This window comes from Marinifilum sp. (genome assembly GCF_965230805.1).
Lineage (GTDB): Bacteria > Bacteroidota > Bacteroidia > Bacteroidales > Marinifilaceae > Marinifilum.
Genome location: NZ_OZ246019.1, coordinates 397,964 through 411,053 on the forward strand (window position 1 = coordinate 397,964; position 13,090 = coordinate 411,053).

The following is a 13,090-nucleotide window of genomic DNA, read 5'->3' on the forward strand; positions in this document are numbered from 1 at the left end:
TTAAAGGGAGAATTACAATGTGTCCGGATTTAATAATTGACTGATTTTAATTCATCAAAAGTTTTTATTGCAAATAGCTTTTTAACTCATTCACAACATTATCGAATCTACTAATTTGCTTTCCAATTAGCTCAATATCGAATGACTGAATTGCCAAATCGAGTTCTTTACAATAATTATCCAGAATTATACATGATTTCTTGAATGCGAAATCAGATAGATTTTTACTAAAATCTTCAATCTCGTATATAATCAGGTCATCTTTAATTTTCTTCCAATTGTCTATAAAATCGTTCTCTAAACAATGTATTATCTCAGGAAGAGCAGCTATACACTCTCCCGAAAGTTTGATATCTTTTTCGATCACCTGTTCATCCTCGGCTTTAAGATATTTAATTTTCATAAACTTCTTTAAAACCGCAAATACATCTTTTCTAAATACTGGTTTTTGCAAATACTCATCGAATAGTTTATGAATACGTTCCAATTCATCATTAATGATTGAAGCTGTAAAAGCAACTACTGGTATATGATCCCATTCAGAATTATTTCGAATTACTTCAGTTGCATCATAACCATTCATTCCAGGCATTCTAATATCCATAAAAACAATATCCGGCTGCTCGGTTTCCATTATTTCGATGGCCTCCTCACCGCTGCTAGCTTCTAGGAAAGTAACATGATCAAATTCAATAATTCTTTTCAAAACCAAAATATTGAATTTCAAATCATCTACGATTAAGATTTTACAAGGCTCAAGTACAAAATCGTTTAGTTCTTTTCCTTTTGGGTCTTCATCAGGCGAAACTTCTGCAATCTTAACATCCTTAAATTTGATTGTGAACTTCGATCCACGTCCTACTTCGCTCTTCAAACTAATTTCACCATCCAATTTCTTTAAAAGACCTCCAACTATTGAAAGACCTAAACCTGTTCCCTCATAGTAACGATTGCTCTGGCCGCTTTGCTGGGTAAAAGCTTTAAATACATTTGCCTGTTGATCTTCTTTGATTCCAATTCCTGTATCCTCAACACTCATAATTAAATTGATAATATTAGGATCAGATGTTTTGACTGCTGATACAGAAATATGAATATATCCTTTGGAGGTAAATTTAATAGCATTCCCAACCAAGTTGAACAATATCTGATAAAACCGCACCTCATCCATGTAAATATATTGAGGAACCGAGTGATCAACAGTAACATTAAATGCCAAATTATTAGCTTCCAGCTTTTGCTTAAAGACCTGCTTCATCTGGTTGATAACAATCTTACATTGCATTGGCTCCAATTCGATATTCATTTTACCCGATTCTATTTTCGATAAATCGAGAATATCATTTATTAAAGCCAGTAAGTTTCTTCCACTGGTAATTATGGTATGCAAATAGTTCTTGTGTTGTGGATTTTCAACATTACTATGAAGCCATTCACTAAATCCTAAAATGGCGTTCATTGGAGTTCTAATCTCGTGCGAAACGTTGGCAAGAAATTCAGATTTGGCCTTTGAAGCTTGCTCAGCTTTATTCTTTGCAATTTTTAATTGCTTTTCTTTTTCTTTTAGTTCACTTACATTACGAACAATTACAAGTACTTCTGTTGTGTTAAGCTTTACGAAACGAGCTTCAAAATATTGCATCTTATCACGATGGAAGCTACTAAAATTAAACTCAAAATTTCCTTTTACAATACATTCTTCAATTGAGGATATAAAAGAATTACTCAGATCCTCAGGCAATACACCAATTATTGAATCAATATTTTGTTTGTTCAATCCGTTAAAAAGGCTACCATCATTTCTCGATTTGAATGAAATTACCTTTCCTTCACGATTCATTCTTAAAATTTCATCAGGAATGGAATCAATAATTCCACGATTTTCTTTCTCACTAATAACCAAATCGGTTTGAATTCTATTGCGCAAGAAAGCAGTAGAAACTATACTACTAATTGTTCGAAGCAATTCAATTTCAGATTTGGTCCATTTATGATTCGCATCACATTCATTAAAACCAATAAAACCAAACATTTTTCCAGCTTGAATCAATGGTAAAACAACAATTGATTTAATGCCTTGTAGCTCCAATAATTCTCTTATATCAGCAGGTAATTCCCGAATTTTTTCAGAGTATATTATTCCTTCTTTTTTTAATATTCTTCTCCACGAAGGGATAGATTGGTAAGAAATCCCCTGCAAATCGCTTATGTTTGGTACAATTCCTTCATTACACCACTCGTAGGTATTATTTGTTGTAGCATTATCAGGATCATCTTCAAAGATATAAACTCTGCTAACATTGGTATGTTCACCAATGATCTTAACTGTCTTATTCGTATTCGATTCAAAATCAGCAATAGAATTGTAATTAACTGATATTTCGGTAAGAATCTCCTGCTGCCTTAAATTGCGCTCAATCTCTAATTCATTTCTTCGTCGTTCGGTAATATTATGAGCTACTACAATAATTTCATTAAAATTACAGTTCCCTTTAGAAAAAACCTCATGGGTGTATCCTGCAAGGAAACACTTTTTCAATTCACAATCATGACAACGCTCTTCGCTAAATTGGACATTTACCCTAACCCACAGTATTTTATTTTGCTCTGCAACAATTGGCACATCGAAATAGCTTATGCACTTATTTTGCAGGAATTGCCTTGCAAAATATTTAAAAACCTTTGATCTATACCCAGGAGGAATAAAGCTTAAAACATTTTGCCCAAGAAGTTCTTCTTTAGCTTGCCCCCTAATGGCGCTAGCAATGCGATTAACAAAAACAACTTCCCCTTGCAAATTTATTTTGCAAATAATATCAGTTATACTTTCAACTAAAGTAAAATATTCGTGCTCGGTATCCAGTAATTTTTGTGTTCTCTCCTTAACCAGATTTTCCAAGTTATTATTCAAACTCTTTAATTTCTGATTTGATTCATAAAGTTCCAGTGACTTTTCTTCAAGCAATTTTTCAGCTTCCTTTCTGGCTAACCTTTCACGCTCTATTTTTCGCTGCAAAAGTTCAGTTTCTTTATTCATGCCTGATTTTGAATGGTAAATAATACTTGACTTTTATCCTCCTTTAAAAATTTAGTAGATATTGAAGACTTATCATTATAATAATTCAAACAAGCTTGAATTAATCCTTCGGCAAAATCAGACATTTTTCGCTGAGATGTATAAAGCAATTCTAAACGATCATTTGTTCTGCTTTTAACTTCTATCTTGGGTAACTCAGCCTCAGGATAAAGTTTTAACACCTGAACATGAATTGTATCTTCCACTCTCGATAAAAAATCAAAAGCATTTTCATGACCCGCAATCAAATCTTGAAATGCTTTTCCAAACACTCCAAATACATACATCCCATAAGCATAAAAAAGTTTCGAAACCGGAATGTTTATCTTTGAACTTAACTGTCCAACCAGTGCAAACATTTCTTCGTGTGAGTAGGTACCAACTGAAGTGTAAATTCCATTACTTGGCAGGTTTGAATTTTCAATGATATGATCAACAACATCATAGCCAAATTCTTTTTCAACCATTTCTAAAAATTCGCAAAAAACAAGTCCTTTCATAAGTCATAAAATAATTTAAGCAGTAAGCAATATTGCCAATAAAATGATTTTTGGCATCAAATCAAATGATACGCAAGAAGTTGTGTTATGGTTTTACAAAAAGTTGCTTTTTTTATAAAAAAGGATGTATTTTTATAAACAAAATATATAATCTATCGTATGCAATTTGTGTGACTCCCTTTTAGGATTGATTTATGATTACTACTTAAAAGTTAAATTTACTTCGATGACTATGGAATTCAATATTCCGGGAAAAATCCCAACCGTTTTGGTTGTTGATGACAATCCAAACAACCTTAAAATTGTAGCTCTTACCTTACGCGAGCTTCACTTTAAAATTGTAATTGCCACCAATGGAAAAAATGCATTAAACTTGGTTGAAAGAACTCAGCCAGATTTAATACTACTGGACGTAATGATGCCGAAAATGGATGGTTTTGAAGTGTGTAAGATTTTAAAATCAGATCCGAAAAACAAAAACCTTCCCATTATATTTTTAACTGCTGTTGGCGAAAAGTCGAAAATTGTAAAAGGTTTTGAGCTGGGAGGGGTTGATTACATAACCAAGCCCTTTAACAAGGAAGAGCTAATCATCAGAATTAAAACTCATTTGGAGTTAAAATTTACCAGAGATGAATTGCAAAAGACTACCGATCATCTAAGCGAATTAAATGAACTTAAAGATAAAATGTTCTCGGTTATTGGTCATGATTTGCGAAGCCCTTTAGGCAATATTAAAATGACATTGGATTTGCTTTCGAAAGGATTATTTGAATACAATAGTACGGATTACAAAGAGACCATGTCCACCCTTGTGCAGTCGAGCGAAGAAGTATCAGAATTGCTTGAAAACTTATTGGGCTGGGCAAAATCTCAAAGTGGGATTTTATTGTATCACCCCGAAGATATTTCTGTCAACAACCTGATTGAAAGCACCTATTTCATGTTTAAGGGTAATTTTACTCATAAAAACATCAGCTTTGAAACCAGCTTCCAAGAAAATTTAAATGTTCACACTGATGCTTACATGCTTAAGATGATTATCAAAAATATCATCTCGAATGCCATAAAATTCACACCCAATGGTGGCAATGTAAAACTTCATGCCAAGGCTATTAATGGTGATGTAAATATTGTAATTAGCGATAACGGAGTTGGAATTCCTCCTAAAGATATCCCTAAACTTTTTGATGAAAAAGAACATGTATCTACCTACGGAACTAATGGGGAATCAGGTAGTGGATTAGGTTTAAAGGTGGCCAATGGTTTTGCAAAAAAAATAAATGGAAGAATTTTGATTGAAAGTAAAGTTGAAAAAGGAAGTAAGTTTACCCTTCAAATTCTTTCAAAAGATGACAAGCCAAATTCGAATTAAACAATATCCGATTTTGAGTATGAAGAAGATGATGATGTTAAAGTTATTGGTAGTAACCTAAATCGAGAAAAAAGAAATATCTGGTACAGATCCTTAGAGTAAACAGGTTGTTTTATCTATAATTAAGAGAGTAAATACACCCCAAAATGCTATCGGTGGCTCCATTTTGGGGTACGGAAGACACAAGTTTATATCAAGCATAAGAATGTCGATCTTGACACCCTCCAACTTTCCCTCGAAAGGCTAGACTTGGAGCAAAAAACCTCGAAGGAGATGTACCAATACATCAACAGATCTCATCGACAGCTCGAGATTTTCTAAATTTTGGTCGACATTTCCCCATTTTAGCCCGAACTTTCCTTTCTGAGGTTCGACATTCCTTTCCAAAAAAAAGAGATCAAAAAAAAGGATGGTAATTTGCTATCGAACACCTCAAATCTGTGCTTCGAAACCTCAATATCGAACTTTCAACTTTCAGATAGAAAAGTGGAGCTTGCAAAAGGCAATCACGAGCTCCTGAATATAAAATTGGCAATTGTGTCCTTAATGCTCGAGCAGATCTAAAACAAAGTGGAGCTGCTATTGGGCAATTGCGAGCCTAATCACGGAAAAATAATGAATGAAAGACTTCTGCCGATGCTATCATGAAAAAGATTCACTCTCTTGCCCTTTTTAATTTATGCTTTGCAATAAAAAACCTATCCCCGTTTTGCTCTTTCCCATTTAACGGATTGATTTCCCTTCATGTATCTTCTAAATCCCAGATATACCGATAAATTCATGATAAAAAAATAGTAAGGCACAAACAGAACTTTAATCTTGATTTTTCGATTTTCCAGAAACCAACCAATTAAGGCTGCGGAGTAAAAAATCAATTGCCCATAAAATAATAGTGTATAAATATTTTCGAGGTTCATTCCGGAATTGTATGCTAACACAAAATTAATTGGCAAAATCAATAAGAGTAATAAGGGAGTGAGTGTCCAACGCAATACTCTATGTGAAATATACTGAAAGGATAATCTACCGTATTTAAAAGGATTAAGCAAAGGAAATAAACGCACTACCGATTGAATTCCTCCTGCGGAGATTCTTACTTTGCGTTTTAACTCTTCTTTTACATTGGCCGAAGCCGTTTCAATGGCATATGCATTTGGATTATACTGAATGGTATATCCAGACATGGCAACACGCAATGAGATAATAAAATCGTCGAGTAAAGTGTCTTTTTCCACTTCTTGCCAAAGCTCGGTTCTAATTGCAAATAATTCTCCGGCAGCACCTACAACCGAATACCATTCAGCATCCCATTTTTTAAGAGTTGATTCGTATATCCAATACAAACCCTCTCCCGCTCCAGCGGCAGCATCTGCACCTTTTTGGTATATTCTCTTTTCTCCCGATACACATCCAACCTTTGGATTTTTAAACAGGTTCACGATTTCCTGAATAGATTCTTTTCCCAAGTTCGTATTGCCATCAGAGAAAATTACAATTGGAGTTTTTACAAATTGCATCCCACGATTCATGGCTCCAATTTTTCCACCACGTGCATCTTCATGATACACTTCCACCCCTTTGTATTTTCTGAGCAAATCAGGTGTTCCATCATCCGATCCATCTGTTACCCAAACTTGCTTTACTTTATCTTTCGGATAGTTTAAGCTATAGGAGTTCATAACCTTTTCGTCAACATAATCTTTTTCGTTATATGCAGCCACAAAAAGAGTTACATCCGGCTCATAATCATCATTACCAATAAAAACCTTTTTAAGGCCTAGTATTCTTCGAAGCTTAACAATAATGAACAACAAAATACCATATCCCAAATAGGAATAAAAGATAATAAACAAAGCAATCCAAAATAATATTTCTATAGTATTCATAAGTAGCAGATTAAATCAATTTATTCAGCATTACAACATTTAGTAAAAAAATTCATCATTTTCCTTCAGCATAAACTTCATGGTACAGTTTTAAGTACTCTTTCGCCATATTCTTCCAGGAGAAGAGTTTTGCTCTCTCAAGCCCTTTCCTGCGAAGCTCTTGCCTGTAAAAGTCATCTTTTAGGATTTTCACAATTCCGGCAGTTATTTCCTCACTTTTGTGCGGATTAACAATTAAAGCTGCATCTCCGGCAATTTCGGGCATCGATGATGTATCGGATGTAATCACCGGAACACCACATGCCATTCCTTCCAGAATTGGAATTCCAAAACTTTCTCTAAGCGAAGGGTATAAAAACACCTCACTCTGACTGATGATGGCTGGCAAATCAGTGTTTACAACATATCCAGTCAAATGAATATCTCCTCTAAGCTCAGGGTGGCCAATATCAGAAAGTATTTTTCTCAAAGCATTTTCTTCGTAATCCAGCATAACAAGCTTGTACTTTATGTGGCTTGATGCATTAAAATCAGCAAAAGCTTTTAGTACATTTGGTGTATTTTTTTTAGGATCGGTATTACCAAGGAAAAACAGAAATCGATCGGGAAGCTTATATTTTACCTGCGCTTCTGCCAATACTTTTGCATCGGTGATATGAACAAAATGCTCGCCTACCCCATTGTGAATGGCTACCAGATTATCACCCAATCCCATAAAATTCTTGATTCTGTCCTTTTCGTAATTGGAAACCGTTGCAACCCTTTTGCTTTTTCGAACCACAGTTGGAACAATCCATCGCCGATACATATTCCCTAACTTCTGATACCAAGTACCTGCCTTTTTAAAAACACTTACACTTTCGAGATAAATGATATCATGCAAAATGGTTATTAAAGGAACCGACGATTTTATTGGACCTGTATTGCTTGTACAATGCAATATATCACAGCCTTCTGCTTTAGCAGCCTTAGGCAATGCGAATTGTTCCCAAGTTGGATAAGGTCCTCCTGACAATTCTAAAATTTTAAAATTATCAGCTGCCGGAATGCAAGTATTGTCTGCATCTGGCTTTACAAATACCACATACTCATTCTCCTTATCAATCACTTGAAGATTTTTAATCAATTCAAGTGCAACCATATCCATACCATGTTTTTTCTTTCTGTATAGCCTTTGTCCTTCAATTCCAATTTTCATCTGTTTATCATTTTATTCCATTTGCTTGATGGAAGACATAAGATTTTGTTTTAATTATTTACACCATGTTCTGTATGGATAAATTTTTTGTTGGCTCCCTTTAGTTTAAAAAGGGAAGCAAACATGAGAAAAAATGCACGAGGCAAAGTTAAGATCGCTCTCAAAGTTCTTCTGGTATAAAATTTTTGTGGAATGCTTATTGCGAAAGCAAGTAGCACAAGAATCAACACATACATCCACTCCTGAATTGTGAAATGAAGAATACTTAAAGATTCAAAAAAGTACCAAATCACCAAGTAAAAAGCATTAAAGATCACTACCAAACCCAACAAAAGGATTCGTGGTGGCGATATCATTTGATATACCTTATCAAAGAAATCAACATTCCCTTTAAATAACAGGTGATATAGCCCCGGAAAGAAATATCGGGCAAAATAGATAAACTGAGCAGACAGCCATCTTTTTCTTTGTCTGGCAAAGACTTCAGATTTCTGCACTTTTTCATCCAAAACGATGGCATCATCCAAGTACTCAATCTTCTTTTTGTTTTTCAGGAGCTTTAATTCCAACTCCTTATCGAAACCTCCAATGGCATTTACCTTGCTCATGGTTTCTTTAAAGAACGAATAATCAAAGGCCATACCTGAACCAATTAATGCCGATGAGAATCCTAAAACCCGGTGGCCTTTTCTAAAGATATTATTATTAACCTCTTCGCTAATGGCATCAAGAATCGCGAAAGAAGTATTTAAGTTTTTCGCAGCACGATGCCCCTGAACAACCATATATCCGTTATCAAAAGATTGATTCACTTTTTGAATAAAATTCTTTTCCATTAGGTTATCGGCATCCAGTACCAATGCAACATCGTAATTGTCGCCAATGGTTTGCATAGCCTTATTCAAAGCTTTCGATTTGGTACTTACTTCGAAAGATACTTCTACCAATTTCACAGGCAATTCTTTTAGGCTTTCTATGGTCTGAGCCTGAAATGAGTCGGCTATAATCACAAGGTCATATTGATCTTTCGGATAATCCTGATTGAGTGCATCCTTTGCAACATCAACAATTACAGCATCTTCTTTGTAACCCGGAATGAGAACTGCAAACTTCCTTTTCTTAGTACTTTTTGCTGCCTTTTGTTGATAAGGGAAAATGCTGGCTAAAGCAAATATAAAAATATAAGCTGCTGAAAACCCAAGATAAATAAACAGAACTAATTCAAAAATGTATATTATGATATGTAAGATTTCCATTTCAAAAATTTAAATGTTATTATGTCTTAGCACCGGGCTAAATAATCATCAAGAACCTTTTCGAAATCTTTGGCTCTACTTTCCCAGGATGTTGCCTTGGCATACTCGATTCTACCACGAATTTTTCCAACACTATCTTCCTCAATTTCCTTTTGAATAGCTTCGCAAAACTCCTCTTTGGTCTTGGTAAAATTGGCCATTCCATCGAACTCAGGTAAATTTGCGAATGCAGTAAGCACAACCGGAACTCCCACCGATAAATATTCATTGATTTTTAACGGATAAATGTTCTTGGTATACTCTGTACATAAATATGGAATCAATCCAACATCGCATTTCTTCAACAAATCTGGCACCTCATGTGGTTTTACAGGAGGTAAAAATGTTACGTTTGGATATTTTGCCAATGCATCATAAATTTTAGGATTCATTAAGTCTCCTACAATCTCAAACTCACAATGATTTAGCTGCTGCACTGTATATTCAACAGTTTCAATATCAAACCGGTGATCCAAGCTACCAATATATCCAACCTTCTTCTTTTCAGCTTTATTCACATTTGCTTTAGCCGATCTATTAAATACATTAAAGTCTACACCATTCTTTACAACTTTCATTTTTTTATTCAGGTGTTTCATGGATTCAGCCAAAAAATCTGACGTGGTAATCACACCATCAACTTTCTTTGCAAAAGAATGATCCGCAATTTGAGCTCTTTTACCATAACGTCTTTCATCCGGCCCATCATAACAGTAATAAACATTCAACTTCTCCTTAAGTTTACCGAGCAGAGTATTCCCATAAATCGCATTGTAAGCGTTCAATGCAATTGGGTCGGTCATATTCAGTTTATTAATGGCTCGTTTTATAGAGCGTGCATAAAAAAAGGTATTGATCTTCAAGAAGAAATGATACAATTTTTCATTTTTGAAAAATGCAAAAGGAAGCAATGGAGGCAATACCAAATGGTTTACCTCTGTGTCGAAGGTCGATTGCTTTTTAATCAACCTACTCTTGATTCCCAACATTCTTTTAACAGGAGCCCTGCCTTTTCCCATCAGGGTAAAAATTAAATCTTTAATAGTAAATGGATATTCTACAAACAGCAATTGATTTGATCTTGCCAGCAAGGAAACCAATTGAACTGTCGACTTGGTATAAAAACCTTCCCAAGTTGTGTTGGATACACAAACAATATTTTTCTTGTTACTCATGGTCTAGAATTTGAAAGTTGATAAAAATCTCTTAAACAAGTAGCTTCTTAATTGCTTCTTATTTTATCACGAACTTTCAAGGCAATTTTTCTTAAAAACGGAAAGTATTTACCACTCTTAATATTGTATTTAAGAGATTGAGAATCAAATATCATTTCAAAATTCTCAGTACACAGAACTGGTTTCTTTGTCACACGATTAATTTCCAGAGCCTGTGTCAATGAACTCTCAATAAACAAATTGTATTGACCCTCTTTGTACGTATCAGCTTTATGACCAGCATGGTTATTAGCTCTTTGACGAGCTTCTTTATCAGGTAAATCAAGCATTACCAACTTGTTATACTTTACCTTATGAGCTTCGAGCCAAGCTTCGGTTTCTTTCCTGTATTTCTCCAATCGGGAGGTAACAATGGTTCCTATCTTTGCTCCTGGAATATACAATGGAGGTGCATTTAGTACAAAATCAATATATTTTTCTCCATCATCATTTTGGTCTTCAGTAGGATCAACACAAAGTACACCATCAATATCAAAGCAAGCTTTTTCGAGTGTTGTATGATTGAATACGTTCCATTGAAAATATCTTGGAAGAGGTACAGCTTCAAAATAGTAATCTACCATATTCTCTTTACCTGGCGCAACATATACTGCACAGTATTTCAAATCAAAATCTTTTGCAACTTCTTCTAATCTCTTTTTGCTTTTATTCATGGCTGAACCCGAAGCAATGCTATCATCCACAACCAAAACTTTCTTGATTTCTTTCATATCAAAAAACTGACTTCTTTCTCCGGCTTTGTAAATATGCCCTTTTAAGAAGGAATCAATATCTGTATAAGGTTTGTTAAGATATAGTGCCAGCAAGTTAGCTGGTAACATACCACTCCTGGGAATTCCTACAATTAAATCAAAATCGCGAGGCAGAACATTAAGTCGTTTAAGGATGATTTGATTAAGATCGGAGATGTTTCTATAATACATAGATTAAAATTTAAGTTCGTTTTCTAAGTAATTTTAAGTAATAGTCTTCTTTTTAAACGTTTAAGTCCAAATAAGGATTCAATAAGACAGTATTTTGTATTGATAATTATTTATTTCCTAACAAAGGAAATTCTTTTGCTTGCAATGCTAGTTTATCTTCTTCAAACTTTTGGGCTAAAAACAAGTAAGCCATACTTGAATAAATTAATAGTCCGGTAGGCATTTGCCCCAACACACCATTACCATACGAAGCAGCCATGATGCCAAAAAGTCCTGATACCAGTGCACTCATGATGCCAATTATTTCCTCATCCTTCAATTTAAACATGATAATGTACACCGATTTAGACAAGACGTAAAACAGAACAAACAAATGTAAGGTAAGACCAACAACTCCCTGTTCGGCCCAAATCATTACATACCAACTATCAGTAGGTGTTTGTGCCAGAAAGGTGTGAGGAGTAAAGCGCAACCCCCAGTTCCCTGCCGATCCAATTCCTCCACCTAATGGCCGGGACGCCAAGTAACCTTTTAGTTTTCTCTGATTTTCGAGACGAACCTGTAAGGAGGCATTGTTAGGATCAAAGGCAGTTCTCATTCTTCGAATCGTAGGATTTCCTTGGGCAATGGTTGTGTATTTGAAAAACACCAGTACACTAATCCCCATTATTGCTCCCATTACAATAATTTTAACCTGTTTTTTAAGAACAATGTAAAGAGCAAATCCCATAACTGGTACAGCTATAGCACCCCTGGTTCCTGAAATCATTAACCCATACAAGCCCAGAACTCCGGCAACAATGTAAAAGATTTTTAAACGTCGTGAGCGTTTTTGATTTAAGGCCAGAATTAAAAAAACCACCCCTGCATGACCTTGAGCAGCTCCAAACTGCCCTGCATCAGAATAGAATGAAAAGACTCTCAATTTCCCGAAAAGAACATGAGTGCTAGCATTACCAGCATCAAGCCAAGCCTGTTCAAATGGATCCACCCCAAAATTCTTTTGCATGATCCCTTTGAGGGTGCCCAGAATAGAAAGTATTGCCCATATTTTAAACAGTAACTCTAGATCTTTTTTCTTGTTGTAAAGAATAAAGATCAGTGGAACTGTAAACAGCATATACAAGGAAACACTGCGCATGGCATAGAACCATGCCACACGACTAGCAGCTTCCGGATTTACCAATTGTACCAGAGCATAACCATACCAAATGGCGGCCAAAAGAACGAGGTCATTCTTCCCGTTTTTCCATGGGATTTTATAAAAATAGCTTTTAAAAAATAAGGCCAAATAAATAAGTAAAAACTGTGCATCAATAGATAAGCCCAATGGAACACCTTTTACATATCTCACAATTCCAATAGCAAGAAAATTGAGTATGTAAATTCCTATAATGCCCACTTTTGGAATGGCAAAAATTAAATAGATGTAGCTCACGAGAATTGGCATGGCCAAAATTCCAATGCCTGATATCATGCCCCCTTTTGCTACCAGGTATCCCAGAAAGGCCATAATCAACAATACTCCAAAGAAAAACTGAGGTTTCTTCAGAATATCGCTACCATACTTTTTCTCGAAAACATTTTCCATATTAGCCAATT

At 35.0% G+C, this 13,090-nt stretch carries 9 protein-coding genes; 1 reads left to right on the forward strand and 8 read right to left on the reverse strand.

Annotation, left to right across the window (positions count from 1 at the left end; all coding sequences use genetic code 11):
- Positions 1 to 64 precede the first annotated feature (64 nt).
- Both ACO05S_RS01620 and ACO05S_RS01625 read right to left on the reverse strand, forming a co-directional pair.
- Positions 65 to 3,037, reverse strand: a complete 2,973-nt coding sequence (locus tag ACO05S_RS01620; RefSeq protein WP_421919802.1) for an ATP-binding protein — start codon at positions 3,035 to 3,037, stop codon at positions 65 to 67.
- Positions 3,034 to 3,576, reverse strand: a complete 543-nt coding sequence (locus ACO05S_RS01625; protein ID WP_421919803.1) for a heme NO-binding domain-containing protein — start codon at positions 3,574 to 3,576, stop codon at positions 3,034 to 3,036. Before ACO05S_RS01625 ends, ACO05S_RS01620 begins: the two co-directional genes overlap by 4 nt.
- A 226-nt stretch (positions 3,577 to 3,802) precedes the next feature.
- Here ACO05S_RS01625 and ACO05S_RS01630 point away from each other — a divergent pair, with 226 nt between their 5' ends.
- Complete coding sequence (locus ACO05S_RS01630) at positions 3,803 to 4,951, forward strand: hybrid sensor histidine kinase/response regulator (protein WP_421919804.1); 1,149 nt, start codon at positions 3,803 to 3,805, stop codon at positions 4,949 to 4,951.
- Between the two features lie 698 nt (positions 4,952 to 5,649).
- On the opposite strand, the gene ACO05S_RS01635 is transcribed toward ACO05S_RS01630, so the two are convergent.
- From ACO05S_RS01635 to ACO05S_RS01660, 6 genes are all read right to left on the reverse strand, one after another.
- A complete protein-coding gene (locus ACO05S_RS01635; protein ID WP_421919805.1) occupies positions 5,650 to 6,837 on the reverse strand; it encodes a glycosyltransferase family 2 protein in 1,188 nt (395 codons plus the stop codon).
- A 55-nt stretch (positions 6,838 to 6,892) separates the two neighbouring features.
- Positions 6,893 to 8,035 (reverse strand): glycosyltransferase family 4 protein, encoded by a 1,143-nt coding sequence (locus ACO05S_RS01640; protein WP_421919806.1) that lies wholly within the window; start codon positions 8,033 to 8,035, stop codon positions 6,893 to 6,895.
- Positions 8,036 to 8,085: 50 nt separating this feature from the next.
- On the reverse strand, positions 8,086 to 9,291 hold the full coding sequence (locus tag ACO05S_RS01645; RefSeq protein WP_421919807.1) for a glycosyltransferase: 1,206 nt from the start codon (positions 9,289 to 9,291) through the stop codon (positions 8,086 to 8,088).
- A gap of 26 nt (positions 9,292 to 9,317) precedes the next feature.
- Complete coding sequence (locus ACO05S_RS01650; protein ID WP_421919808.1) at positions 9,318 to 10,505, reverse strand: glycosyltransferase; 1,188 nt, start codon at positions 10,503 to 10,505, stop codon at positions 9,318 to 9,320.
- 47 nt (positions 10,506 to 10,552) lie between these two features.
- Positions 10,553 to 11,488, reverse strand: coding sequence for a phosphoribosyltransferase family protein (locus tag ACO05S_RS01655; protein WP_421919809.1), 936 nt, complete (start codon positions 11,486 to 11,488; stop codon positions 10,553 to 10,555).
- Positions 11,489 to 11,594: 106 nt separating this feature from the next.
- Positions 11,595 to 13,079 (reverse strand): O-antigen ligase family protein, encoded by a 1,485-nt coding sequence (locus ACO05S_RS01660; RefSeq protein ID WP_421921269.1) that lies wholly within the window; start codon positions 13,077 to 13,079, stop codon positions 11,595 to 11,597.
- Positions 13,080 to 13,090 lie beyond the last annotated feature (11 nt).

Excerpts from the sequence above, each read along its gene's own strand:
- ACO05S_RS01620 (WP_421919802.1), bottom strand. The coding sequence starts at position 3,037 with ATGAATAAAGAAACTGAACTTTTGCAGCGAAAAATAGAGCGTGAAAGG.
- ACO05S_RS01625 (WP_421919803.1), bottom strand. The coding sequence starts at position 3,576 with ATGAAAGGACTTGTTTTTTGCGAATTTTTAGAAATGGTTGAAAAAGAA.
- ACO05S_RS01630 (WP_421919804.1), top strand. The coding sequence starts at position 3,803 with ATGACTATGGAATTCAATATTCCGGGAAAAATCCCAACCGTTTTGGTT.
- ACO05S_RS01635 (WP_421919805.1), bottom strand. The coding sequence starts at position 6,837 with ATGAATACTATAGAAATATTATTTTGGATTGCTTTGTTTATTATCTTT.
- ACO05S_RS01640 (WP_421919806.1), bottom strand. The coding sequence starts at position 8,035 with ATGAAAATTGGAATTGAAGGACAAAGGCTATACAGAAAGAAAAAACAT.
- ACO05S_RS01645 (WP_421919807.1), bottom strand. The coding sequence starts at position 9,291 with ATGGAAATCTTACATATCATAATATACATTTTTGAATTAGTTCTGTTT.
- ACO05S_RS01650 (WP_421919808.1), bottom strand. The coding sequence starts at position 10,505 with ATGAGTAACAAGAAAAATATTGTTTGTGTATCCAACACAACTTGGGAA.
- ACO05S_RS01655 (WP_421919809.1), bottom strand. The coding sequence starts at position 11,488 with ATGTATTATAGAAACATCTCCGATCTTAATCAAATCATCCTTAAACGA.
- ACO05S_RS01660 (WP_421921269.1), bottom strand. The coding sequence starts at position 13,079 with ATGGAAAATGTTTTCGAGAAAAAGTATGGTAGCGATATTCTGAAGAAA.